The sequence below is a fragment of the Thermosynechococcus sp. GLH187 genome (genome assembly GCF_031583395.1).
Classification (GTDB): Bacteria; Cyanobacteriota; Cyanobacteriia; order Thermosynechococcales; family Thermosynechococcaceae; genus Thermosynechococcus.
This window is the reverse complement of record NZ_CP134175.1, coordinates 2578673-2604602: the sequence shown is the minus strand read 5'-3', so window position 1 is coordinate 2604602 and position 25930 is coordinate 2578673. Positions and strand designations below refer to the sequence as shown.

The window sequence follows — 25930 nt, the reverse complement described above, 5'->3', positions numbered from 1 at the left end:
CTAGGAGATGCGTTCATAGATAAAAGTGACTAAATCCCCCTTGCCTAGGGCAATGCGATCGCCCGATTGTAGGCGGTGACGATTGCCCGGATAAAGGGGAGTATTGTTAATGTAAGTTCCATTAGCACTTCCCACATCTTCAATATAGTGGGCATTCCCCTCAATCCGCAGATCTGCGTGGATACGGGAGACAATTTCTGAGTTGGGAAAGCCAGCCACATCAATATCGGGGGGAATCCGATCATTGGGCTTGCCAATATGAATGACGGGACGCCCTGTGGGAATTTGCAGTTCTGTGCGAGTTTGCACATGAATCAGCTTGGCTTCAATGGTGGCAATCTCAACCGAGAAGACATGGGCCGGTGGTGGGGGCGGCGGGGGTAGCGTTGTCAGGCGGCCTTGATGGGCAACGGCTTCCACGGTTGGTGCAGCACTGGCTGTGTGTTGCATTACCTCTGGCATTGGGGGTGCACTGACGGCAAGGCGACGCAGATTGAAACCACACTGGCCACAAAAACTAGCGTCTGGTTGAACTGGGGCACCGCAATTTGGACAAGGAGTCATACTGGGCATGGGCGAAAAGCACGCTTCACATTGAACAGCACCAACGGGATTGGGATGGAAACACTCGGAACAGATCATCATAGAAATGATGTCCTATGCCACTGCCGATCCAACCAACCTAAGATTAAGGTACCCATCGTTTCTCTCTACTTCCCAGAGTAAAGCTAAAAAAGCTAGCTGCCTCTATATTTAGGTTAGCTTTTACACCCCAATTCTATACGGGTTCATTGCCAAACTGCTGCTCAGTGAGAATGATTAGAAACGACCACTGACATAATCGCAGGTTAAGGGATGCTGTGGCCTTTGAAAAAGTAAGCGCGTGGGAGCGTACTCAATCAGTTGACCCACTGTCTGTCCCTGAGGATTGGTTTGCAGGGCTAAAAAGGCTGTCCAGTCGGAAATCCGCGCTGCTTGTCGTAGGTGATGGGTTGCCATGATCAGGGTGTAGGTTTGTTTGAGGTGGCACAGACACTCCTCCATGCGGCGGGTCGCAGTAGTATCAAGCCCCCTGCAGGGGTCATCCAGTAACAGAATCTCCGGTTGCAGGGCGATCGCCCGCGCCAGACAAAGGCGTTGTTGCTGCTCTAGGGATAGCTCTAGTGCCGGCTCGCCCAAATGATTCCTCAGAGTTTGCCACAGATTCACCTGTTCCAAGGAAGATTGCACAAGGGCATCGAGATCCCCTTGATAGCCATGCACCCGAGCACCAAAGGCGACATTTTCATAGATTGATGTTGGAAAGAGACTCGGTCTGCTGAAAATCATCGGCATACGACAGCGCAGTTGCAACGCATTCCACTCCTTGAGGGCGTGCTGCCGATAGTGAATTTCGCCAGTCACATGGAGATGCGGAAAAAGTTCAATCAAGCGGTTCAAACAGCTTAACAGTAGGCTCTTGCCAGACCCAGAGGCACCGATCAAGGTCACCAGTTGGCGCGGCTGAATCGTGAGGCTGACATTGCTGAGCAGCGGTTGATTGCGGTAAAACACGCTCAGTTGGCGTACCTCAAGGAGAGTATGTTGGCCAACGGCAAGCGGGTCAACAGCAGTCATCGGCAGGACTTGGGCAGAGGCGTCACTACCACTCTAAACAGTAATGTTGGCCTACAGCTTAGCGTTCCTGAAGCTCCTCAGGGGAGGGACTCGTGGGGGGAACGACTGGTGCTGGTAATGGCTCAGGAAGACTGCGCTGGGCGATACGCTCAAAGCCGTGCAGAATCACATAAAAACAGGGAATAAGAAAGAGGGTGAGCAGTGTTGCCACAGCCAAGCCAGAAAACACAACAATGCCAAGGGGCTGCAAAAATTCTGAGCCTTCACCTAGCCCTAATGCCAAGGGGAACATCCCCACCACCGTTGTAATCGTGGTCATCATAATCGGGCGCAGACGGGCAGGGGCAGCTTTGCGAATGGCTTGGCTACGGCTACAGCCCTCCTGTCGGTAAATCTCATTCGCCAACTCCACCATGATGATGGCATTGTTGACGACAATCCCCACAAGCAAAATGGCACCGACAATGACCGTGGCGCCAATGGCCGTCCGTGTCAGGTACAAGCCCCAAATGCCACCGGCCAAGGCCAAGGGAATGGTAAACATAATCACTAGGGGGTCAAGCAGCGAATTGTACTGTACCGCCATGACCACAAACACGAGAAAGGCCGCCAAACTACCCAAGACCACTAAGGCCTGTTGCAATTGCTGATTGGCTTGAGCCGCCGTACTTGGCATTAGGGACACCCCCGGCGGAAACTCCAGATCGTTGAGAATGTCATTCACTTGGGCAAGGGCAGCACTGAGACTGGCACCTTCAACAAGATTGCCCGCTAGCATAAAGACCTGCTGCTGGTTAATGCGGCGGATTTCACCGGGGGCTTGACTGGGTTCGATGCGAGCGACATCCCCAAGGCGGAGGGGACGGTTATTGGCGGTAAAAAGGGGAATCGTTGTCAGGTCAGCGGGCGTTTGAATGCTTTCACTGTCCAGTTGGACACGAATATCCACTAGGCGATCGCCCCGTTGCAGGCGGGTGGGCACAAACCCCTCCAAGGCGGTTTGAATCGTCTGGCCAAGGTTGAGGGTATTCAGCCCCAGTTCACTGACGCGCTCCCAATCCGGCAGAATTGCAATTTCTGGCTGGCGAGGATCTACATCGGGACGAAAGCGCACCAATGTGGCCTTTTCATCAAGGACTTGGAGGACTTGGCGACCAAAGCGGTTGAGGGTCTGCTCATCACTGCCCCGCAGCATCACATCCACATCGGCACCGCGTACAGGTGAGTTGGTGAGAATAATGCCGCGCACTTGGCCGGGACTCAAGCGCAGCCGCACCCCCACGAGGTTAAGTTGATCAAGGGCTTTTGTTGCTTCTGTAATGTAGCGATCCACATTCACCCCACGCCGTAGAATGATGTTGCTATTAGCTCGCAGCGGATTGGCAATTGTATTCGTGCCAAAGAGGGCACCCCCCGTTGTGGTAAAGACGGCCTCTGTGCCCGGTTGTGCCATCAGCACCTGATCCACTGCCGCCATGACCCGCCGACTGGTGGGCAGGGGGGTTCCCGGTGGAAAAATGGCCATGAGGTTGACTTGACCCGTATTAATGCGCGGCAGCAGTTCTTGGGGAATTTGCTGAGCTAAAAGCCAACTGCCTCCCCCTAGAAGGGCGATCGCCAGCCCCACCACCAGCCAGCGTGCCCGTAGCACCTGCCCCAAGGCCCATTCATAGCGCCCCGTCAGCCAGAGGAACTTTTCATTAAAAAGGCGAATAAACGCGACCTGCCGTAGGCGATTTTGCACCGGCACCCCCAAAAGGCGGGAGGCCAAGGCCGGCACGACCGTGAGTGCCACCAGCAGCGATGCGGCAACCGCAAAACTAATCGTTAGAATCAACTCATTAAAGAGCAGCGCAATCAAGCCCCCCAGCAACAAAAAGGGCAAAATAGCGACCAAGTTAGTGAGGGTAGAGGCCAAAAGCGCTGATTCGATGCCTTGGCTACGCCGTTTTACCTCCTCAAGGTACTGTTCTTGGCTCATGGGGTGGGGGTCAATATCCGCCAAGGTTTCCAACATCACAATGGCGTTATCCACAACGATGCCAACCCCAAGGGCGAGTCCACCCAAGCTAAACACATTGAGGGAGAAGTTAAATAGCCCCATCAGCAACATCGCGGCCATCGTTGACAGGGGAATGGCCAGCAAAATAATCAGGGTTTGCCGCACCGAGCCAAGGAACAGCAGCACCGCGATCGCCGCCAACAGGGTTCCCGTCAGGCCTGCCGTGATCACATTGTTCAGGGAGTTGCGGATATAAACCGACTCATCAAGGACAGGAATGATCTGCGCATCGCGGGGCACGAGATTGGCTGCCTGTAACTCGGCTAAACGGCGCTTGATACCATCAGCCACTTCCACCGTATTGGCTTCCGGCTGCTTAAGAATACTGACTTTGACGGCAGGTTGGCCATTGAGAGTCACAAATACCCGTTGCTCGGCACTGCCATCTATGACTTGCGCTACATCCCGCAGATAGACTCGCTGACCATTGGCACCCGTCAGCATCACCTCCTCAATTTCACTGGCATTACGAAACCGTCCCACTGTACGGGTTAGGGGTTCTGCCGTTTGGCCGCGAATGCGTCCCCCTGAGACATCTTGGTTGCGATCGCTCAAAGCAGTTAAAACTTGATTTAGCCCCACCCCCGTGGCCTGCAATCGATCCAGATCCACAAGAATTCGCACTTCTTCGGTTGTCCCCCCAGAGACATCGACTCCCGCCACGCCGGGGACAACACTCAGCTCTCGATCCAAATCTTCGTCAGCAAAGACCCGTAACTCACGGCCACTGAGGGTTGCTGAGGTTAGGGCAAACTCATAGACCGGCAATTGCGACGGATCAAACTTAAAGAGGCGCGGCGACTCAATAATATCCGGCAACCTACTGCGGGCACGGTTAAAAGCAGCAGTGGCTTCATTTAAGGCTTGATCGACATCGCCACCGGGTTCAAAAAATAAATCAATACTGACTTGACCTTCGCGGGTTTGCGAATAGACCTGCACCACCCCCTCCGTGCGACTCAGGGCTTCCTCAAGGGGCTTGGTCACCTCCTCAACAGCAACACTAGGTACCACGCCCGGAATATCCAGCCGTACCCCAATGCGCGGGTACGTAATCGCCGGCAACAAATCCACTTGCAGCCGCATGAGAATAAAGACCGCCAACACAATGACAGTCAGGGTCAGCATCAGGGTGCCGATGTGGCGGGTCACCGCCAAGCCGCTAAAACTAAACCGTGGGGAGGTCATGCAAGTTTAACTGGTGTACAAGTCATCCTTTAGACACCGCTACTCTAACAAATCGTTTCTGAGCTTTCATCCCAGTCAGTGGGGTAAAGTGTCATGCCCAAACCCAGCGATCGCGCCCCCCATGTTTCGCCTTATACAAGGCTTGATCCGCGCGAGGAATCGAGTTACTGAGCACCTGTTCACCGGGTCGAAAAAGCGTGCCACCCAAACTAATGGTTGCAGTCAAAAACTGCTGATCCCCTAGTTCAATTGGTTGGCTTCTCACCACAGCGCAAAGTTCCTCGGCAACGGATTTAGCATGGTCTTCATTGGTGGCAAAAAACAACAGCACAAATTCTTCGCCTCCCCAGCGAACCAAAATACTATCTTTACAGGCCTCTATCACCTGCTTTGTCCTTGCCGCCAATGTGCGCAGAACCACATCGCCCTGATCATGCCCATAGGTATCGTTGATGCGCTTAAAGTGATCAATGTCGAAAATCATGACGATTAGCAGCGCGTCCCCTGTCGCTGCTTGGGACTGATAAGCCTCAACCCGACTCAAGAGAAAGCGGCGATTAAACGCCCCAGTCAAGGGATCCAACCAAGCCAAGGCCAAAAGTGCTTGCTCTCGCTGGCGCATATCACTGATGTCAGAAACGATCCACACACGCCCTAGCCGACTGTCGCCTCGCACGGGGTGGGTATCAATGAGGAAGGTTTTCTCGCCCATCAGACACTCCCCCTTTGCACTAAAGTTGGCATCGGCACTCAGCCCTTGAAAAATTCTGGTTAACTCATCGCGGTTATCGCATCTCTGGCGTGCTTGTTTCATGTGCTCGGCAACAATCTGAACCGGATGGCTTCCGGCTGGCAGTTGCAACCATTGACTGGCATAGGCATTAACCATCGCTGTAGAGCCATCCCCCTTGATCAAAACCAAGCCCAGCGGCACGGTGTCGAAAATATCTTGGAATTGCACTTCAAAGATGAAGCTGTTTTGCCGTTGGCGATGATGAGCCAACAGTTGCCGGTAAAGAGCTGCAATGTAGCCTTTTTGTTCTGCGAGTTGGCACAGCAGCCCCTCTACGGGATTCACCAATAGCAACCCTTGCCGCCACTGCTCTGGCTCACCGCAGGGAATATAAACGATTCGCTCAACCTTATCCAAAAGGCAGAAAAAGATAGAAGGCAGTTTTAGAAAAGGCGTGATATCAATGACAGCCTCCTCAACCAAATCTGGCCACGGAGCAATAATTTCGACGTTGGGAAATCGGCTGGTGCTGGTTGTGGTGATAATCTCTGCCCGATTGCCATGTTCATCGACTGTTAAGGCTAAGACAAGCTCAGACTGCGACCAATTAGCAACTAGATGACAAAATGCTGTAATGGCATCGGGAGTAGGGAGAAGTTGGCGGGCGAGGTGTTCGTGCAAACTTTTGAGCATGCCCTAATCAGAATGGATTATATATTTTTTGAGTAAAGAGCCAACGGCCTCAGGATGAGTCATGTGGGGAAGATGGCCTCGCGCGTCGATCCAATCAAGTGTACTATTTGGCAGTTTCCCCTGCAGCCACAGTGCCACAGGTTGGGGAACCACAAAGTCGTCACGATTGAAAATGAGGTGCACGGGTTGAAAGACTTTGCCCACAAACGCCCTTGTATCAGAATCAAAAATGACCTGAAGTGTGCGCAATGCAACACTTGGCTGCAATCGAAAGAGGGTTTTTGAAAAATCAGCTAGCCGGTGATCCTCGGTCAGGCCAAACATCAGGGGAGCAAAACCCGCAGCCCATGTTTGGTAGTTGGTGACCATGGCGTCATAAATGGCCTGTAGGTCTTCGGGGGTGAGGGTACCGGGATAATTCTCATCTTTGAGATAGCAAGGGGAGGGGTTGAGCCAGATATGTCGTCGAAACAAGTCAGGTCTGGCGATCGCGGCAATTGCGCCAATCATGCAACTGACGGAATGACCAACATATATGCAGGATTGGACACCAAGGCTATCTAGTAATTCAATGAGATCGTCAGCATAACCATACAAATGACTGTGTCTTTGCAGGTCGTAGCGGCGCAACGTGTCTTCGTCGGAGCCACAGCCTGCAAGATCATAGCGAATATAGGTGAAGCCCTCAGGGAAGAAAGGCATTAGGTAATCCCAAGCGCTTTTATCGGTACCAAAACCGTGTCCTAGAACAACGGGAACTGTCCCCCACTGGTCAATCTGGACGTATGGCTTGAGAGACTCGGGAAGACCAGCAACTTGATGCGTGATTTGCATAAACGTTTCGCACTACTCAGCCAATTAATTAAGTTTTTTTAATTTTCAGTGGATAAATTGAGTTCGAAACTTGAAGGGCAATGCTAGAAAAAACATAGCACCTAGATGATCTTACAAAACTCCATTCACCTGAGAAAGAAATCTTTAACAATTTGCTATTGACCGGCGAACCGTTGCCGCAACCGTCGCAGCGCAGCCCCTGTGCCTTGGGTTGCCGCCTCTTCGAGGACAGCACTCATCAACGCTACTAAGTTAATGTCTGGAAAATAGCGGCTTTTGGATCGAGGGACATAGGTCTGGCCATCGAGAGCATAAATGCTCAAGCCCGTTGACGTAAAAAGCCACACTTCAGGAACACGATAAAGAAGGTAGTCCTCAGCCGCCGTATAGGTGGTGACATCAATTTCAATCACCAAGTCGGGTGGCGGATCGGTTTGCCAATCAATACGGTCTTTGCCGACGGCTGCCGTCCAGTTGTTAATATAGAAGCAATAGTCAGGCTCAATGCCACCCATCTCAGGAATCTCCATGGTGATCGGCGTAAAGGCTTCGTAATTGCGCTCCTCACTATCCAGCAAAACTTTGACAACATCGGCAACGATATTCGCTTCGCGGCCATGACGGGGTAAGGGACTCATGAGCAAAATTTCCCCCCGACGAAACTTGATGCGGGGAATCGAACCATCGCCACGGCTGTTGCGGAGGCAACAGTAATCTTGCCACGTACCGGGCATGCGTAGGACACTGCCGGGGGGAAGAATAATTTTGGCTGGAGAAACAACCGCATACATGGCAAGGTATATCCACAACAGGTCTAGTTCCACTGTGCCACAGCATCAAGGTTGACGCGCTTTGCGGTTGCGAATCGCGCGGACAGTGTTCCCCTTGCACTAGCCTAGAAAAGGCAGAGATTCAGACGAGACAAAGATGCAAGACGGGCGTGTGATTGCCGATTCAATTTCGCCAGCAGGGGTGCGCTTGGTGACGCTGCAACTGACGTACCCGCGTTTTATCCATAGTGAACTGCTCACCCATCGCGTGTTTTCCCGTAATTCCGCTAGTTCGCGAGCGGTGCCTGTGGCCAAAATGATGGAGCAAGTCGAACACAACCCGGTCATTCCTTACCATTGGGGAAAAAACCAGCGGGGGATGCAGGCGCGCCAAGAAAGTGAACATAAGGAGGCTGCCAAGGAAATTTGGCTGAAAACCCGCCTCGCGGTTCTTGAGGGGGCACGCCAACTCCATGAACTAGGCATTCACAAGCAGGTGGTGAACCGCATGCTGGAGCCGTGGCTGTGGATGCAAACGGTGGTGAGTAGCACGGAGTGGGATAATTTTTTGCGCCTGCGCAACCACCCCGATGCCCAGCCCGAAATGCAAGCCTTGGCTAAGCTGATTCAGCATTTGCTGGAAACCCATGAACCGACACCTGTGGCGGTGGGGGATTGGCACCTTCCCTATATCGATCCCAGTGAGCGCGAGCAATATAGCCTTGAGGAGTGTAAGTACATGTCCGTGGCTCGCTGTGCACGGGTGTCCTACTATCTGCGGGATGGCCAACGCAGTGACCCCGCCTCTGATCTGGCGCTTTATCAACGCTTGGCGGGGGCAGAACCGAAGCACCTGTCGCCCCTAGAACACGTGGCAGAATGCATGGGCGATCGCCAGCCCTATGCCAATTTTGTGGGTTGGCGGCAGTTGCGTTACTTTGAGGAGAGAAAATCAGCACATGCCCCCCAATGATCCACGATACACTGAGTAGCAGAAGACACCATTGACTGAGTTGACAAGAGCGAGGAGTGCAGCCATGGACGTTGCTATTAACGTGAAACCCATTCTACTGGCCATTACGCCGGTGTTTATTGTGCTGTGTTTGGTCTTTGGCACCCGCAATGGCTTCTACGACACCGATAACTACCACGGCAACGGTTCTGCTCACTAAAGCTAACCAAGGAGGGTGACTGTTCGTCATTCATGATCGAGTGCCTCAACTATGGGGTGGGTCACGCAGATGAGGGGGTGTGCATTGGCTTAGGAATTGGCACCTATCGGATTTTGCTGGACTGTGGTGTGCCGTCCCTTGATGTTTTGCCCCTTGATGAAATTGAACAGCATCCCTTTGATTTGGTGCTCTGTAGCCATGCCCACGCGGATCATGCCCAGAGTCTATTGGCACTCCATCGCCGTTTTCCCCATATTCCCATCTATGCCAGTGAGGTCACGACCCAGCTTTTGCCCCTCAATTGGCCGCATGAAACGGTTCCCCCTTTCTGTCGTGCTTTGCCTTGGCGATCGCCCGTTGAGTTTGGGGATGGCCTGACCGCCGAACTCTTTCCTGCAGGGCATTTACCGGGGGCTGCTGTTTTTGCCCTCACCTACCAAGACCCCAACCCAGAGCAATCGCCCCTGAGCGTGGTCTATACTGGGGATTTTTTCCTGTCCCATACTCGCTTTACGGAAGGGCTACCCCTTGCGGATCTGCGAGGATTGCAGCCGGATGTGCTGATCATTGAGGCCAGCTTGGGCACCGCGCGTCATCCCCACCGCCGTCAACAGGAAAACCAACTGGCAGAACGCATCCGCACGGCGGTTGATCAAGGCTACAATGTCCTACTGCCGCTGCCGCCCCTCGGTACTGCTCAAGAAATTCTCATCCTACTGCGCAGTCATCATCTTTTTACGGGACAGCCGATTCAAATTTGGGTCACGCCAGCGATCGCTCGCGGCTGTGATGCCTACCTCACGGTGTTGCCCCATTTACCCACGGCCATTCAAAATTTTGCCCAACACCAGTCCCTCTTTTGGGATCAGCGGGTCAAACCCCAAGTGCAGCCCTTAAGCGATTTGGCGCAAATTCGAGGCGCAGCCCCCACCATTGTCCTTGTGGAGGAGGATCAAGACCTGCGTCCCTACCTAGCTCAGGGGAAACGGCCTTGGCTGGTACTCTATCCACGTCTGCGCTATGGTCAGCCTTTTCGGGGCGGTGATCCTACCTTAGCCAGCTTGCCCAATGTAGAGGTGGATACGTTTTTACTTTCCCTCCATGCCGATGGCCCTGCAACGACGCAACTGATTCACAATATTCGCCCGCAGCATGTGGTGCTTATCCACGGCGACCCCAACTACCTTGCCGATTTAGCCAGCCTGAATGAATTGAGCAACCGCTACCATCTGCACACCCCCACCAGTGGCTCAACGATTCAATTTCCCATTGGCCAACTGACGCTTTCGACGCCGAGTTCGTTGGTGCAACTGGCCTATGAGGGGGAGGTGAGTGAGTGGAACGATGAAGCGATGATTCGCCTACCCGCTTCTATTACCACAGATCCACGCTGGCGACGGTTGGCGGATACGGGCTTTGTCCTTGCCTCATGGCAGGGGGAGCAATTACTGATTCGCGGTATGACCCCCAAGGAAGTGCTGGGTGGGGCATCGACCCCGATCGCCCCCGATCAGGAGAGCTGTTTTAATTGCCAGTTTTATCGGGGTCAGCGCTGCTGGAATGAGGCTTCTGCGCTCTACAACTTCAAAGTGGCACCAGAGGGCTATTGTCCAGCCTTTGAGCGGGCAGAAACACAACCCGAACCCGAAAGCTAGGCCCCTTGGAGCTGCCGCCGCAGGGTGACCGTCGGACTTTCCGCGCCTGTTTTGGGGTCAATAGCGATCGCCATCAGGGCAATGGAACGCACACTCGCGGGCACGTCAATGTGAAGGACGGTTTGCCAGTAGTCCCCATAGCGATAAAAATCAAACTCCACGAGCCAGCGGGGGCCAGCAATTAACTCTCCTGTTTCGCCATTGGTGATCCACACCTTCACAGAGCAACCCCGTTGTGTTGCCGGCAAATTCACCTTGAGGTGCAGCGGCGATACCAGTGGCTCCGGTGACAGCAGGAGCTGGGGGGGGGTCAATAGATAGGGACTCTCAGGATTTGTGGATACTGGCGGTGTGGGTTCAACGGGGGGCGCTAATTCCGCTAACTGTTGCAATCGCGACCAAAATCGCTCTTGGCGATCAATGGGCAAATCCCGAGGCGGCGGTACGGTAACGGCAGATAGGGGCTGGCAAAAGCTAGGCAAATCCACGACAACAGGGGCTTTTACAGGCTTCAGTTGGGGCGGTAGGGAAAAGCCGCTCACTGGCACAGGTTCGAGAGTCCTATCCCCTAAGATGGGCAACTGCGGGCCAGCGGGTGTTTCGCTCTTAGATGGGGCGGGTTGGCGGGGCGCAGAGACGGCAGGAATCTCCGGTGCCGGTAACACCGTGACCATAAAGGCTTGCACTTGGCGAAGATCGCTGTGCTCTAGGGGTTGGTTGGGCAGGAGGCGGGCTTCCCCCACCATGACTGGATAATCGGCCAAGGGGGTGAGTGTACAATGAAACCCCCATTTCCCCTCGCGGGCGATCGCGGGCACTGAGTGCTCCTGCACCACATCGCGCGTGACGGGATTGCGCAAACGAATCACCACCGTACCGGGAACGGCAACTGTGCCCTCTAAAACCAGCGTTTCATCGGCAAAGATCGTATAGGCACTTTGGGGCAGCTCAATGAGCGTCGTGGGCAGCTCAGCAGGGGAGGGTGCTTGCGGCTTAGGGGGGTCGGCAGCTTTCACTGGTTGCTCTGGAACCGCAGGCAAGGTTTCTGGTGCCGGCAAATCCCACTCTTCGCTTTGGGCAAGGACATCAAGGGCGATCGCAAACACCTCTGCATCCAGCACCCCGTCTTGGGCCACACGGCATTGAAATTCCCAACGCCCCGCCTGCAAATACGTAAAGGGCAGAATACCCATGAGTCCTGTGGAGCTGCTGCGGTGGGTGCGGCGTTGGTAGCGCTGCTTGGGCACCCCCTGATCATCGTAAAGATGGGTAATTTGCACTTCCACCGAGGTTTCGGCAACCGGACAGCGCGCCATCAAGCGGTAACTGCCCTCCAAAACTTCCGCCGAGGGTGGTTCTAGGGGCAACCAAGCGCGATCGCCCTCCTTTTGCAGTAAAAACTCCCATCCGCCCATAGCTCATTTTCACTCTCCCACTGCTTAGGATATTGCACAGAAAAGGCCACATTATGCAATCTCAGATGCAAAGTTAAGCCGATGGAAAGGCCACTTGCACCAATGAAACATCATCACTGCCAAAGGCATCGGGCGCTGCATGGCTCTGCACTTGGGCAATCAACTGGGGCAGCGCCGGCACAGGGTCTTGGGTGTGGGCAGCAATGAGCAACTCCCTAAAGGCTTCGAGACCCCAAACCCGATTGTCGGTTGTTTCAAACTCATAGATGCCGTCACTAAAGAGGTAGAGAACTGCCGAAGGGGGGACTTCAATCGTGGCTTGGCTAAAGACCATGTCAGCAAACATGCCAATGGGAATGCCCGGTGTCTTGAGGAGAGTCGCTCGCCAGCCATCAGCCTCAGGGGTGAGGAGCAGTGCCGGCGGGTGTCCACCACTGGCATAGGTCAACTGCCGTGTTTGGCGATCGTACACGCCGTACCAAATCGTGAAATACTTCTCGTGCTGATCCGTCATTTGAAAGCCATTGTTGAGGGCTTCGAGGACTTGGGCAGGGTGCCGATAGTCAAATGTGCCGCTCGTTTGCTCTCGCGTGGTGCTGCGCAGGAGGTTCAAGACGGAGACCGAAGGCAGAGCCGCCCCCAAGCCATGGCCGGAAACATCGAGAATGTAGAGCACTAAATAGCGATCGCCCACCCCAAAAAAGTCAAAGCAATCGCCGCCCAACTGACTTGACGGCAAAAAGTAGTAGTTAATTTTGCAGGGGGCTTCTTGGGGATCTGGTAGGAGCGATCGCACATAATCCGCAGCCTCGTGCAGTTCCGCCTCAAGGAGTTGTTTCTGCTTGAGCAGATCTTGGTTGAGCTGATAAAGGCGCAGACCCGCCTGAATCCGTGCCCGCAGTTCATTGGGGTCAATGGGCTTGGATAAGAATTCATCCGCACCAGCATCCAAGCCCTGAATGCGATCCTCCAGTTCCCCCTTGGCGGTCAGCAGCACAAAAAAACTGCGGGAGAGTTCCTGATCCTGCTTGATTTGACGGCACACCTCTAGGCCGTCCAGTTCGGGCATCATCCAGTCGCAGATGATCAGGGCGGGTTTCTCAGCGGTGGCGATCGCGATTCCCTCGCGGCCATGGCTAGCAACCGAGACCTGGTAGCCCAGATCCTTTAGGGTTTTGCGCAGCAGCAGTCGGCTAGTAGGGTCATCATCAATGACGAGAATTCGATAGGGCTGGCGATCGCCGCTCATAGCTTCAGCCTGCAAAATCTCCCCCTAGTGTATCCCAAGGCTCTTGGCTATTTTGGGGTTTGCCTCGGATCAAGGGCATCCCGCAGGCCATCGCCGACAATGTTGAAACACAGCACCGTCAGTACAATCAGTGTGGCGGGTGCCCAAACTAGCCACGGTTGCAAGACCAAGATTGAGGCATTCGTTGCCAACGAGAGCATATTGCCCCAAGAGGGATCCGGCTGCTGAATTCCTAGACCAATGAGACTGAGTACCGATTCCGCCACAATAAAGCTGGGAATCGAGAGCGTTGCGGCAATCATCACGTAGGTTGCTGTCTGGGGAATAATGTGCCGCACAATAATATAGAGCGATCGCCCCCCCATTACCTGCGCCGCTTGGACAAAGGCCATTTCTTTGATCCCCAGCACCTGACCGCGAATCACCCGTGCTAGCCCCGCCCAACTCACAAAGGATGTGATTACGGTAATTAGCAAAAATCGCTCACCACTACTGAGTCCCGTGGGGAGTACTGCCGCCAAAGCCACCAGCAGATAGATGGTCGGCAGCGTCATCAGCACCTCAATGCCCCGCATCAAAACGGCATCGAGCCAACCGCCAAAGTAGCCAGAAATTGCCCCCACCAGAATGCCAATCGGGAAGGCGATCGCCACCCCCACTAGGCCAATACTGAGGCTAATGCGGGCACCAAAGAGCAGCCGACTGAACTGATCGCGTCCTTGGTCATCCGTGCCCAACAGATTCAGATAGCCCTTACCCACCGTGCCAAAGAGATGGCGATCGCTGGGGAACCCGGCAAAGATCGTACGTGGTTCAATTTGTGGATTGGTGAGACTCCAGCGAGTCGGTAGGGGCAGGGTAATTTCCAAGAAGCGATAGGGGCTGCCCTTGACAAAGAGGCGAATCGGCGACGGTTCCTGCCAGTCTACAATCAGGGGACGTTCCCCTGTTTCCAAGTTCACAGGCCCCAAGCGGGTGGGATAGACATGGGGGCCAAGCCACTGACCGTTGGGGGTGCGCCAGTAAATGCGGGTAGGGGGCAGCAGCGCACCCTCCACTTGAAAGGTATAGGGACTGTAGGGAGCAATAAAATCCGCGGCGATCGCCAGCAGGTACAACGTCAGCAACACCCCCAAACTGACCATCACTAAGGGGTTGCGCCGCAACGCTTGCCAAGGGGTCATTCGTCACTCATCCGCTAGGGTACAGCCACTATACAGCCTTTTTGCTATCCTAGGGCTGCTCTGACAGACTCAATGCCGACATGTCTTCCCTCTTTTTAGAGAGGCATGATGCTATAGATAAATTTGACTCAAAAATCAATAAGTGATAAATAAAACTTAACAAACTAACATCAAATTCCTTTTCTTGTTAAATAGATTCGGTATCACTATATGATTATACTGATTGCTTCAAACTAACATATTGTTAAAAAAATACTTTGTGTTTCAAATAAAGTGGTAACTTGATTAAATCTAATGATTTCTAGTCAGATCATTCTCGCAGGCTCCCTTTTTCTCTCTAGTGCGGGTACCTGTTGATTAAAGAACAATTGAGTTGCTTTATTCATTTGAATAGTGTTCTGACAGAGGAAATATAGAGCGAATGGAAAAACCAAAGCCCCTAACTGGTAAAGCGCTCTTGCAGCGATTAAGTGAACTGGGTTCTGCATCCCGTAAAGAAGCCGCAAAGCTCTGTGGCTACTATCGCGTCACAAAATCTGGTGAGGTGCGTGTTAACTTAGGGAAATTTTACGAAGCGGTACTCGCTGCCGGCGGACTAGAAGTCCAGTCATCAGAAAAAGACGTCAATGGTCAATCAGGACGGGGGCGATCGCCCTCCTATCGAGTGAAGGTGCACCAAAATGGTCAGATTGTCATTGGTTCTGCCTATACCAAAGCCATGAACCTAAAGCCGGGGGATACCTTCAAAATTAAGCAGGGATACAAACATATTCATCTCTATCTCATCGATCCAGAAGAAGTGGATGGTGCCCCCACAGAGTAATCAATGGTTCGCCCTAATGATTGGCAATAGTCGGCAGCACTGGGCACTCTTTACGGGTGAACACCTCAGCCGCACTTGGCACCTCACCCCTGAGGAATTTGCCTTTAATCCTGCCCAAGACTATCCCAACCTCCCCTGCTGGGGTGCGAGTGTTGGTGCTGTGTCCTTGCACCAAGTCTATCCGACGGCGATCGCCTTCACCCTCGAGGATATTCCCATTCCTCGGATGTACCCCAGCCTAGGGATTGACCGTGCCCTTGCCCTCTGGGGAGCGCTTCAGGTTTATGGGGCACCAGTGTGTGTGGTGGATGCGGGAACTGCATTAACGCTGACCCTAGCCAACGATCGCGCTGAATTTGCGGGCGGTGTGATTCTCCCGGGTGTTGGGTTAATGGCACGAGCACTGGCGGACTATACGGCGGCGTTACCCTATGTGACGCTTCCCCCCGAACCACCCCCCCGTTGGGGAACCACTACTACCACAGCGATTGAAAGCGGTCTTTACTACGGTACTGCCGCCATGTTGCACGCCTATCTGGGCGCCTTTTTTCAGGCGTTTCCCCAAGGTACGGTGATTGTGACCGGGGGCGATCGCCCCTTTCTCAGTGAACTGTTAAAGACATTTTTAGATGCCGATCGCTGGCATGAAGATGATCATCTGGTTTTTTGGGGGATCCGCGCCCTCCGCAACCCAACCGTTAAGATAGAAATGCACCCGATGAACAGGATTGACGACTTCCGCTAATGGAGCGACGGGATGACTTTACGGATTTAGCCTTGGGACTGGTTTCAGCCCAGAGCTTTCCGGCGATAGTGGGCATTGCCGATCACATGCTCAAATCCGCCGATGTCCTCCTAGTGGGCTATGAGAAAATTGGCAGTGGCCACTGTAGCGCGATCGTGCGCGGGCGAATTGCCGATGTGCGTCTAGCTGTGGAAGAGGGCGCTGAGCGGGCGCAGCAGTTTGGTCAAGAACTCAGTACCTTAGTCATTCCCCGGCCTGACCCCAACCTAGAGAAAATTCTTCCGATTGGCAGTCTCCTCGCCCAGATTGCCTCTAAAAGTCGCGGCCATCGCCTCAGTAGCCACGCGGTTGGCCTATTGGAAACGCGAGGATTTCCAGCCATGGTGGGGGCAGCGGATGCCATGCTCAAGGCGGCAGATGTGATCCTAACGGCCTACGAAACCATTGGCGCCGGTCTATGTACGGCCATTATTCGCGGCACGGCCTCCAATACCGCGATCGCCCTTGAGGCCGGGATGGCAGAAGCCGATCGCATTGGTGAACTCCATGCAGTGATGTTGGTACCTCGTCCCCTTGAGGATTTGGATCAATCGTTGCCCTTGGCACCCGCCCTACAACGGGAACTGCAACCCCTGCGCCTACCCCTCACCCTCAAGCAAAAAGAAACCGAACCCCTTGCCCTCCAAGGTGCGGCTCAAGAGAGTTTGGCCGTGGAAGCGCCTGCCGAAACGGTGCCCGTCGAACCCTCTGCCAATCCCTGACCGGCAATCCAGCCCGTTGTCCACGCACTTTGCAGGTTAAAGCCCCCCGTCACGCCATCAATATCGAGAACTTCGCCCGCAAAGAATAGCCCCTCACAGCAGCGGCTGGCCATGGTCTTAAAGTCCACTTCCTTGAGAGCCACCCCACCACAGGTGACAAACTCCTCTTTGAAGGCGCCTTTGCCAGCGATCGCGAAGGTACCTCGGTGCAAGGCCTCCGCCAGTGCCAGCAGTTGTTTTTTACTGAGGTGTGCCCAAGTTTGCTCAGCCGGAATCCCCACGCTGGTTGTCCAGTAGCTCCAGAGGCGGCGCGGCAGCGGAAAGGGACAATGGCTAGCGATCGCTCGCTTCGGGGTATGGCTACGACAGGCTGCCAACTCCCCTTGAATCTGCGGCAGTGACAGATGGGGGAGCCAATTCACCACCAAGGTGCCGCGATAGTTCTGCGCCGCTAAGGCACGCGCCCCCCATGCCGAGAGTTTCAAGACCACAGGGCCACTCAAGCCCCAATGGGTAACGAGAATAGCACCGGTTTGGGTTAAGGGCGGCTGCTGCAACAGTTTGAGGGTTGCTTCCACGGGTTCGACACTGAGGCCTGAGCGCTCCTGCAAGAGCGGGTCATCAATGTGAAACGTAAACAGCGAAGGGACGGGGGGAATAATGGTGTGTCCCAATTGTGCCGCCAAGCGATAGCCTTGGGAACTACTGCCGGTGGCCAGAAGGACGCGATCGCCCACAAGGGGTTGAGGCTGCTGAGCAACCGTGACTTGAAACTCATTGCCGACTTTCACCATCTCCTTCACCGCTGCGCGGGTACGGAGGCGAATGCCCAGAGCCGTTGCTTCTCGCACCAGACAGTCAATAATGGTTTCTGAGTCATCACTGACGGGAAAGACTCGCCCATCGGCTTCGGTTTTCAACTTCACCCCCCGCGCCTCAAACCAAGCGATCGTGTCTTGGGGTTGGAAGCGACTAAAGGCACCCCGCAAGGCCTTGCCACCACGGGGATAGTGCTGCACCAATAGCGCTGGATCAAAACAGTGGTGGGTGACATTGCAGCGACCACCACCAGAGATGCGGACTTTGCTCAGCAGCGTTGCCCCAGCTTCTAAAATCGTGACGAGATTGCGAGAATTAGCCGTCGCACAGGCGATCGCTCCAAAAAATCCAGCGGCACCACCGCCGATGACCAAAATGCGCTGACCTGCCATCAAGATTCCAAAGGAGAAGGATAGGTATGTTCATCGTTGTCGTTTTTGCCGTTGCGATCGCGCGCCAAATGCAGCTGTTGATGCAGCCGACCCACGGCAATCCCCTCTGTGGCCATCAGGTTGAGCACCCGCCGCCGAAACTCCCGCCCCACGACCCATTGTTGTCCTGGCTGGGTTTTAATCCAAATGCGCACGAGTAAGCCACTGGCGGTAATCTGATCAATTCCTAGAACTTCTGGCCGCTCCAGCATCTTCAGTTGCCACTCCGGTTCTTCGTAAAAGTGGATACTCAAGTCATTCAGCAACGACAACAGGCGATCGGGATTGGTTTCAATATCCACCCACAGTTCGAGATTAACCCGTGACCAAGTGCGGGTCAGGTTGGCTACCTTGGTAATCGTACTATTGGGAATTGTAATCAGCTGACCCTCGGCATTGCGCAACTGAGTAATGCGCAAATTGAGATTTTCCACTAAGCCGGAGTAGGGTTCAATTTCCACCACATCGCCAATGCCGTACTGATCCTCCCAGACAATGAGCAGACCATTGATAATGTCCTTCACCAAGTTCTGTGACCCTAGGGAAATGGCCAAGGCTAAAAAGCCCCCCACAGCGAGAATGGAGGAAACAGGTACCCCTAAGGAACCCAAGATAACCACTAGTCGAATCAAATAAATGACAACGGTCTTAAAGCCGCGCATCACTTCCACAGTGGTACTAATCCGCAGGGTTTTACGCTGGGTATCAGCAAACTTGAGCAGATTATTTTGCTCCCAGAAAACACGAATGCGATCAAAGGCCAAGTCAGCAAATTGATTCAGCAGCCCCGTGCCAAACCAGACCACCATCCACAGAATCGGCAAGCCATAGACTTGGGAACTCAGCCAGCGGGTCATGGGGAAGAGGCGTAGAATTGCCGCTAGGCCGAGTAGCCACAAAGCCACTTGTCCCCACAACAGTAGATACCGAACGAGACTAATGAGCTTGATGCGCTGCTTGAGAAAAAAGTGGTGCCGCAGATGGGGCAGAAGCGGCAAAACCCACTCCGGTTCCGTCGTTTGAGTGGTCACTGTGTCCAGTTGCCCTTGTAGATGCTTGCGTTGGCGGATCAAGAAGCGTTGCACAATTAAAATGACGAAACTACCTGCACCCACCTTGATAAAGATCAAGACAGCCTCCTGAATTTGCGACATCAGGGCTGTGTCGGTGCGTTCCTGAATCGCTCGGTTCATCTGCTGTTGCAAAATGTCTCGCCACTGCTGGGCAAGGGTTTCAGGGGGCAGTTGATGGTAGTCGCTGTCGGCCTCTGTCACCGTCAGGAGGCGAGTGGTGCGTTCCGCTTGGCCAATGCGGGCACTGATCACCAACACATTATTGAGGCGAGCCACACCAATGTTTACAAGTTCGGGCGATCGCCGTCGCTGGCGGATAGCACTATGGAGGACGCGCCGTAGATTTGACTCAATGAGTTCAGCGCGCACTTCAACGGGAATGGCCTCACTGGGATGAGTGCGATCGCGCACCGTCGGCGCAGCAATGGTAAAAAGGGTGCTGCCATCGAAGCGAACATCGGCAATTTCCAGCTCACCAATGCGGGTAACACCGGGAGGTGGGGGGGTGACTGCGGTTTGACTGATGCCGGGTACGGCGAGCTGAGCCACACTTGGCCAAGGAGAGAGAATGGCTAGCAAGAAGGTCACAAGGGCGATCGCTCCCCACCGCCATAATCGCTGATACCCGTTGATCATTCGCACGTACTGATATTCTGCACGGCAACACGAACTAGGACTATCCTCTCACCTTTTGAAGGCTGAACTCAGTTCACGGTTCCCTAGGGGCAGTCGACCCTAGCTTGCAGCACCTGCTCCCTTGCCACATCGCGGATTAACGAGAGACGCGAGGAAATGTAGCGTTCCAGATGATAGCGCTGGTTATGCTCTAAAGGATAAACGTCACTAAACTGCGTCACCAGCCACCCCTGTAGGGCGTGATCATCCATACTCAACAATCGTCCCACCTGTACTTGCTCAACAAAGTGCCAGAACTGCCGGAGGAGAGAGGGGGTCATACTTGCCCTCCTTTTAAGGTTTTCTTTAGATTTTACCTATCTACTACCATACGTTGCCCCTCGGAAATTGGGGCGCAATCTGCTGAAGCTGCAACTAAAGTTAGGGAATCCACATGAAGTCCTGCAAACTTCTGTTGCGATTTCTAAAGTGCAGCCCTCCTGCAAACCTGTGATTCTTTGGGGATGCTCCGCTAACGGTAGGGCGGTGAACCGCTAAAATAGTAAGGCTTTACCAACATACTCACAAATCATTGGGGTCTATGCGCACACACTACTGTGGCGATGTTCGGCTAACGGATGTCGGAACAACCGTCACCCTCTACGGTTGGGTGGATCGGCGGCGTGATCATGGCGGCGTGATCTTTATTGATTTGCGCGATCGCTCCGGCATTGTCCAAATTGTCAGTGATCCCCAGCGCACTCCCGACTCCTATGCTCAAGCCGATCGCCTGCGCAGTGAGTATGTGGTAAAAATTGTTGGCCGTGTCAGCAAGCGCCCTGCGGATTCGGTGAACCCAAAATTGGCCACGGGGGACATTGAGATCTACGCCGATCACATTGATGTCCTCAATACGGTGCGCCAGCAACTGCCCTTTGCCATCTCCAGCACCGAGAATGAGCCAGTGCGGGAAGAGGTGCGGCTGCGCTACCGCTATCTTGATCTACGGCGGGAACGGATGGCACGGAATTTGCAGTTACGCCATCGCGTTGTCCAAGCCATGCGGCGCTTCCTCGAGGATGAGGCGGGCTTTATTGAGGTGGAAACTCCTATTCTCACCCGCTCGACGCCGGAGGGGGCTCGCGATTATCTAGTGCCCAGTCGCGTGAATCCGGGAGAATGGTTTGCCCTCCCTCAATCGCCGCAATTGTTCAAGCAGTTGTTGATGGTGGCGGGGTGCGATCGCTATTACCAGATTGCTCGCTGCTTTCGCGATGAGGACTTAAGGGCCGATCGCCAGCCAGAATTTACGCAACTGGACATGGAAATGAGCTTCATGGATCAGGATGAAATTATTGATCTCAACGAAGCACTCATCTGCCACATTTTCAAAACCGTGAAGGGCATTGATCTGCCGCGCCCCTTTCCCCGCCTGAGTTACCAAGAGGCCATGGATCGCTATGGCACCGATAAGCCCGATACCCGCTATGGCCTTGAACTGGTGGATGTCTCCGATATTCTGAAAGACTCTGGTTTCAAAGTTTTTAGTGGCGCGATCGCCCAAGGGGGCGTGGTGAAAATTTTGCCGATTCCCAATGGTAACGACCGCATCTCGAACGTGCGCATTAAACCCGGCGGCGATCTCTTCCAAGAGGCCACCACTGCCGGCGCCAAGGGGCTGGCTTATATCCGCGTTCGCGACAACGGCGAGATTGACACCATTGGTGCCATCAAGGATAACCTCTCCCCAGAGCAGAAAGCCACGCTCTTAGAGCGCACGGGTGCCGAGCCGGGGCATCTCCTCCTGTTTGGGGCAGGGGATACGGCAACGGTGAATAAAACCCTTGATCGCCTGCGCCAGACCATTGCCCGTGAATTTGACCTCATTGATCCGACGGCAACCCATCTGCTGTGGGTGGTGGATTTCCCCATGTTTGAGTGGAATGCCGAAGAAAAGCGCCTTGAGGCCTTGCACCATCCCTTTACGGCACCCCATCCCGCCGACCTTGAGGATCTCAAAACTGCCCGTGCCCAAGCCTACGATCTGATCTTCAATGGCTACGAAGTGGGCGGCGGCAGTCTGCGTATTTATCAACCGGAATTGCAGCGGCAAGTTTTTGAAACCATCGGCCTTGATGAGACGGCTGCCCAAGAAAAATTTGGCTTCCTTCTCGAGGCCTTTGAATTTGGTACCCCTCCCCACGGGGGTATTGCCTATGGCCTAGATCGCTTAGTCATGCTCCTTGCCGGCGAAGACTCCATTCGCGACACCATTGCTTTCCCGAAAACCCAACAGGCGCGTTGCCTTCTTACCGGTGCCCCCAGCAGTGTTGAGCCACAGCAACTCAAGGAACTCCATGTGGCTTCCGCCAAGCCCGCAAAAACCACTGCTAAAACCCAAGTCTAGGCACGTAGGTCTGTTGGCCGATTCCACACCCCCTCTAGCAGCCATTCGCCGTTGACATCCCGCACCCGCTCAGTGCTCATCATATAAGCCCATGCTGTGCCCAAAGGTTGATGATTCAAGTCATACACTGGCACCTGTTGGCGATGGTAGGCATTTACTTCGGGAGCCAAGTTCGGATGGTAGCCTTCAAAGGCATCCAGCCGCGCCAATACGCTGGGAGGTGGATCATGAAAGATCAGTAACTCCCCCTGCACCCAACCTTCCTCAGCCGTCAGACCGGGATACCCCATCGGTAGGTGATAAAGGCGACCTCTCACCAGCGCTGATTGATGGGCACTCAGCCAAGGCCGACAGAGGATTTCATGGGGTTGATAGCCGGGTTTAAGGGTGCCATAGACAAAAAGGCGCAATAGGGTCATGTTGAAAATCAATTAGGTTCATGCCATCAAGGGCTTAGTTTAGCGACTTTCACATAGCTTTGTCCTCATCAATTCCAGACTGCCATCGGCGATAAACTGCACAGCGATCGCCAGAATCAGGAATCCGAGAATACGGGTTAATGCACCGACACCCGTTTTGCCCCACTTTTGCATCACAGATTCACCTAACAAAAGACAAAGATAAACTACGCCACTAAACAATCCAATTCCCAATAGACAACCGAGGTACTCTTCCCAAATTTGGCAGCGTGTTGATAACGTCATCGTCACCCCGATCGCCCCTGGGCCACTAATCAACGGAACCGCCATGGGTGTCAATGCAATATCGTCTTTATCAATGGCTTCGGCGTGCTCCTGAAGCGTTAAGCGCTGATGCGAAGTGACCATTTGCCAAGCGGTGTGAGCGACAATTAAGCCCCCAGCAATGCGCACCACTGCTAAGGAAATCCCAAAAAAGCCAAGGATAAACTTACCCACGAGAAAGAAGGTGACTAAAACCGCGAAAACGTTCACGGCCGTTTCTTTGGCTTTCTGCCGACGGTATTTGAGGGGATGTCTAGCTGTTAGGGCACAAAAGACAGGCACTGCACCAATGGGGTCTGCAATTGGAAACAATGCAGCCAAGGTTCCCACCAGAAAGGAGACGGTTGGATGTAGCATTGCCGAAGAGTTGCTGCCCTACAAGTTAAGTATTTAAGACCGCAAGGATTTTTTGACTAATCGAGCGCAGTTGCTGTTGGAGGTCTTCGCTGGGCAGATTGTTACCACTGAATACGCCAGCACCAATACTACTGAACCGCCACTGCTCACTCATATAGCTAAACCCCACGATGTCTAGACCAATGGCACGGCGCTGGGGAGAGTCTGGATCGCAATAGAGGCGAATTTGCAGAAGCAAACTGCGGGCTTGCCAGCGGCGACTCCAGCCCGGTAGGTGAAAACCAATGTCAATTGAATCGGGATCCACTAGGTTGCGGGTATGGGGGTCATCGGCCCAAGGGTGCAGGTCTGCCCGCAGATCCGCATTGCACTGCTTAAAGAGGTGGACGATCGCCCCCAATTTGCTGGCCATCTGCACGGTCACTGCCTGCTCTGCTGCATTCACCGTCATTCTCTCCGCAACACCTTTGTTCCCAAGGTTAGCGAGGGGAAACCGCTTGATCAACTCTAGGGGTTGGCAGCGGTGCCAAAGGACGCTCAAGGCGGGGTTGCCCCACAGAGTAGCTCAGGGCATAGCTTTGCACCAAGAGCCAAAACCAAAGTTGTGGTGCCATGGGTTCTAGCCACGGTTGACAACGGCGCACCAAGGGGGGCAGCCAAAAGCCAAAGAGGGCATGGTACAGGGCATCCAAGCTAAAACTGAGGTAGCTTTGCAGCCAGCGCAGCAGATCCCCAACCCCCACCATTTCGTAGATCCACCAAAGGAGGCCGGGGTTTTGCCAAGCAGCTCGCAGTGCCATACGGTTAAAGGGCAGCCAGCCAGCGCGGTCTTTGATAAAGCGATCGGCCAATTCGGGGGATTCTTGGGCGAGGATGCCAAAAAAGGTGTTCAACGTGGCATTGACGCGCTCTGGGGGCAGGGGGCGATCGCTGGGCACCATCATTCCCCGTGAAAAGAGCCATGTCACCGCTGTATTGCTCTGATAAGCGCGAATTTGGTTGAGGAATTGCTTTTGCACAAGGTCATGACGCAGGGCGGTGTCCAGTAGATCCGTCAAGCGGGGCAGGTTGCGCACCAGGGAGCCAAAACCAGTAAACACCAAGGGAGACTGGAGTGAGGCGGCATCGCCAATGGCCAAGACGCGATCAAAGGCCACCGCGCGATCGCCCCGGTGGTGGCTAAAGTAGCCGGGGATGTAACCAAAGGTGGGTTTGACCCAAGTGAGTTGATCGAGATCGCAGCGGCGGTACTCCGGCAGGATGGTAAAAAAGTCCTCGTACAGTTCCAGCAAAGAGCCGGGAAACTCTGGCTGGATGTGGTGGTAGTGAAAGAGATAAATGGTGCGCTCTTCCCCCGCTCCCGGAAACAGTTCCCAAATGAGTTGCCGTCCCCGCGAAATATCGCCGTGGCTAAAGAGAACATCGCCATAGTTGCCATCCCAAACCTCTGGGACAATGCCCTTGACGATCGCCCCCACCGTCGGACAGACGCTATCATAGGCACGACCGCCGTTCAGTTGACGGGCAATGGGGGAGGCGGTGCCCATCGCATCAATGAGGACACGGGCGATCGCCTGTCGCTGTTCTTGGGTTTGGCGGTGCTGGGTTTGCAGAACCACACCATTGGGATGAATCGTGGCTGTCTCAAATTCTGTCCAATCCCAAATCTCACCCCCTGCTTGGCGCAGTTTCTCACCGCACAGATGCAGGAATTTGGCCGAGTCAAGGGCAATATTGAGAACCGTCGGGGTGTGCAGTACGGGTGCCCGACAATGGGGAGGACTAGTGGCATCAAAGAACTTGTTAAAGCCATCGCGGTACTCGCGGGCAATCAGGCTCTCAAACTCCGCAGTCGTAAACAAGCCCAAATCAATCAGACTCTGAAATTCCATGCGGGAGATATTCCACTCCCGATTCATGCGGCCAAAGGGCAACCGCTCGATCACCAGAACCCGATAGCCCAACCGCGCCATCACCGCTGCGTGGATCACCCCCAAGGCACCCCCCACATAAACTAGGTCATAGCGAGGGGGATCACAGGGTGTCGTTGCAGTGTGCAAAACAGGAACCGGGGGCGTGGGCTGTTGTACCCCTTGGCGCCAGCGTTGCTCCCACCAATAAACCCGCTCTAAATCCGCCTCACCTTGGGGCATGTGTTGGAAGTATTTCACGGTCAGCGGATAGCGATCGGCCAAAGCTTCAAAAATTGTCTTGCCAGCCGGCCAAGGGGGAAGCGCCTCAGGTTGCAGTGGAAAGGCCAAACGCAAATGCTGTTGAAGGTGTTGGAGACAGGCACGCTCCTGGGGGAAAGGCCGCTTTCCCCAGCGCATCACCTTGAGGTATGTGGTTCGCTGCAAGCTCCACAGGAAAATGGCCAGTTCCGTGGGCGCCTCAGGAACCTGCCAGCAACCCCCGGTCGGTTTTGGCGCAATGGTGCCAATGCGCGGCTCAAAGGTGTGGTGCAGCCAGTGAATCACCGCTGCGGTATCGGGAGTGGGCACCTCAAGGTATAACAGTTCTTGCATTTTGTTTCAAAAGTCCGCTAAGGAGCTTGACAACGGCACGATTTGGCGTAAACTTCACT

Annotated in this window: 23 protein-coding genes; 7 read left to right on the top strand and 16 right to left on the bottom strand. The window is 54.1% G+C overall.

Going from position 1 to position 25930, the window contains the following annotated elements; genetic code table 11:
- The 6 genes from RHI63_RS12770 to RHI63_RS12745 form a co-directional block, all read right to left on the bottom strand.
- On the bottom strand, positions 1-645 hold the full coding sequence (locus tag RHI63_RS12770; protein ID WP_302677331.1) for an FHA domain-containing protein: 645 nt from the start codon (positions 643-645) through the stop codon (positions 1-3).
- Positions 646-819: 174 nt separating this feature from the next.
- A complete protein-coding gene (locus RHI63_RS12765; protein ID WP_310743139.1) occupies positions 820-1617 on the bottom strand; it encodes an ATP-binding cassette domain-containing protein in 798 nt (265 codons plus the stop codon).
- Between the two features lie 58 nt (positions 1618-1675).
- Positions 1676-4867 carry an efflux RND transporter permease subunit gene (locus RHI63_RS12760; protein ID WP_206200479.1) on the bottom strand — a complete coding sequence of 1064 codons (3192 nt, stop codon included), beginning with the start codon at positions 4865-4867 and terminating at the stop codon, positions 1676-1678.
- Positions 4868-4958: 91 nt separating this feature from the next.
- The gene (locus RHI63_RS12755) at positions 4959-6293 is read right to left on the bottom strand and encodes a GGDEF domain-containing protein (protein ID WP_206200478.1); all 1335 of its coding nucleotides are present in this window, start codon (positions 6291-6293) and stop codon (positions 4959-4961) included.
- A gap of 3 nt (positions 6294-6296) precedes the next feature.
- Positions 6297-7127 carry an alpha/beta fold hydrolase gene (locus RHI63_RS12750; RefSeq protein WP_206200477.1) on the bottom strand — a complete coding sequence of 277 codons (831 nt, stop codon included), beginning with the start codon at positions 7125-7127 and terminating at the stop codon, positions 6297-6299.
- Positions 7128-7282: 155 nt separating this feature from the next.
- On the bottom strand, positions 7283-7918 hold the full coding sequence (locus tag RHI63_RS12745) for a Uma2 family endonuclease (protein WP_310821658.1): 636 nt from the start codon (positions 7916-7918) through the stop codon (positions 7283-7285).
- Positions 7919-8054: 136 nt separating this feature from the next.
- On the opposite strand from RHI63_RS12745, the gene RHI63_RS12740 reads away from it, so the two are divergent.
- The 3 genes from RHI63_RS12740 to RHI63_RS12730 all read left to right on the top strand — a co-directional run bounded on the left by RHI63_RS12740 (position 8055) and on the right by RHI63_RS12730 (position 10724).
- The gene (locus tag RHI63_RS12740) at positions 8055-8870 is read left to right on the top strand and encodes an FAD-dependent thymidylate synthase (protein ID WP_302677336.1); all 816 of its coding nucleotides are present in this window, start codon (positions 8055-8057) and stop codon (positions 8868-8870) included.
- A 64-nt stretch (positions 8871-8934) separates the two neighbouring features.
- Positions 8935-9069 carry a hypothetical protein gene (locus RHI63_RS12735; RefSeq protein ID WP_255451743.1) on the top strand — a complete coding sequence of 45 codons (135 nt, stop codon included), beginning with the start codon at positions 8935-8937 and terminating at the stop codon, positions 9067-9069.
- A 32-nt stretch (positions 9070-9101) separates the two neighbouring features.
- Complete coding sequence (locus RHI63_RS12730) at positions 9102-10724, top strand: MBL fold metallo-hydrolase (protein WP_310821657.1); 1623 nt, start codon at positions 9102-9104, stop codon at positions 10722-10724.
- Here the strand turns inward: RHI63_RS12730 and RHI63_RS12725 are convergent.
- The 3 genes from RHI63_RS12725 to RHI63_RS12715 form a co-directional block, all read right to left on the bottom strand.
- The gene (locus tag RHI63_RS12725; RefSeq protein WP_206200473.1) at positions 10721-12139 is read right to left on the bottom strand and encodes a hypothetical protein; all 1419 of its coding nucleotides are present in this window, start codon (positions 12137-12139) and stop codon (positions 10721-10723) included. The two genes, RHI63_RS12730 and RHI63_RS12725, sit on opposite strands and share 4 nt — an antisense overlap.
- A gap of 73 nt (positions 12140-12212) precedes the next feature.
- Entirely contained in the window at positions 12213-13388 is a 1176-nt protein-coding gene (locus RHI63_RS12720; protein WP_399379010.1) for a PP2C family protein-serine/threonine phosphatase, read from the bottom strand.
- A gap of 47 nt (positions 13389-13435) precedes the next feature.
- The gene (locus tag RHI63_RS12715; protein WP_310438641.1) at positions 13436-14572 is read right to left on the bottom strand and encodes an ABC transporter permease; all 1137 of its coding nucleotides are present in this window, start codon (positions 14570-14572) and stop codon (positions 13436-13438) included.
- Between the two features lie 421 nt (positions 14573-14993).
- Between RHI63_RS12715 and RHI63_RS12710 the strand changes: the two genes are divergently transcribed.
- Genes RHI63_RS12710 through RHI63_RS12700 form a run of 3 tightly spaced genes read left to right on the top strand, consistent with a single transcriptional unit; the run spans position 14994 to position 16901 of the window.
- Positions 14994-15395 carry an AbrB family transcriptional regulator gene (locus RHI63_RS12710; RefSeq protein ID WP_206200471.1) on the top strand — a complete coding sequence of 134 codons (402 nt, stop codon included), beginning with the start codon at positions 14994-14996 and terminating at the stop codon, positions 15393-15395.
- Entirely contained in the window at positions 15376-16140 is a 765-nt protein-coding gene (locus RHI63_RS12705) for a pantothenate kinase (RefSeq protein ID WP_310821655.1), read from the top strand. Before RHI63_RS12710 ends, RHI63_RS12705 begins: the two co-directional genes overlap by 20 nt.
- A complete protein-coding gene (locus tag RHI63_RS12700; protein ID WP_310744633.1) occupies positions 16140-16901 on the top strand; it encodes a BMC domain-containing protein in 762 nt (253 codons plus the stop codon). The genes RHI63_RS12705 and RHI63_RS12700 overlap by 1 nt, the downstream gene beginning before the upstream one ends.
- On the opposite strand, the gene RHI63_RS12695 is transcribed toward RHI63_RS12700, so the two are convergent.
- From RHI63_RS12695 to RHI63_RS12685, 3 genes are all read right to left on the bottom strand, one after another.
- A complete protein-coding gene (locus RHI63_RS12695; RefSeq protein WP_310743132.1) occupies positions 16835-18112 on the bottom strand; it encodes an NAD(P)/FAD-dependent oxidoreductase in 1278 nt (425 codons plus the stop codon). The genes RHI63_RS12700 and RHI63_RS12695 overlap by 67 nt on opposite strands.
- On the bottom strand, positions 18112-19860 hold the full coding sequence (locus tag RHI63_RS12690) for a mechanosensitive ion channel family protein (protein ID WP_310743879.1): 1749 nt from the start codon (positions 19858-19860) through the stop codon (positions 18112-18114). Before RHI63_RS12690 ends, RHI63_RS12695 begins: the two co-directional genes overlap by 1 nt.
- 83 nt (positions 19861-19943) lie before the next feature.
- Positions 19944-20180 carry a hypothetical protein gene (locus RHI63_RS12685; protein ID WP_206200467.1) on the bottom strand — a complete coding sequence of 79 codons (237 nt, stop codon included), beginning with the start codon at positions 20178-20180 and terminating at the stop codon, positions 19944-19946.
- Positions 20181-20440: 260 nt separating this feature from the next.
- Here RHI63_RS12685 and aspS point away from each other — a divergent pair, with 260 nt between their 5' ends.
- Entirely contained in the window at positions 20441-22246 is a 1806-nt protein-coding gene (gene aspS, locus RHI63_RS12680; RefSeq protein WP_206200466.1) for an aspartate--tRNA ligase, read from the top strand.
- Here the strand turns inward: aspS and RHI63_RS12675 are convergent.
- From RHI63_RS12675 to RHI63_RS12660, 4 genes are read right to left on the bottom strand one after another with little or no spacing between them, the layout of a single operon-like run.
- Positions 22243-22665: a gamma-glutamylcyclotransferase gene (locus RHI63_RS12675; protein ID WP_206200465.1), complete on the bottom strand. Its 423-nt coding sequence runs from the start codon at positions 22663-22665 to the stop codon at positions 22243-22245. The two genes, aspS and RHI63_RS12675, sit on opposite strands and share 4 nt — an antisense overlap.
- Positions 22666-22704: 39 nt before the next feature.
- Entirely contained in the window at positions 22705-23346 is a 642-nt protein-coding gene (locus RHI63_RS12670) for a MarC family protein (protein ID WP_206200464.1), read from the bottom strand.
- Positions 23347-23371: 25 nt separating this feature from the next.
- Complete coding sequence (locus tag RHI63_RS12665) at positions 23372-23791, bottom strand: hypothetical protein (RefSeq protein WP_206201709.1); 420 nt, start codon at positions 23789-23791, stop codon at positions 23372-23374.
- Positions 23792-23825: 34 nt separating this feature from the next.
- Positions 23826-25871: a flavin-dependent dehydrogenase gene (locus tag RHI63_RS12660; protein WP_310438638.1), complete on the bottom strand. Its 2046-nt coding sequence runs from the start codon at positions 25869-25871 to the stop codon at positions 23826-23828.
- Positions 25872-25930 lie beyond the last annotated feature (59 nt).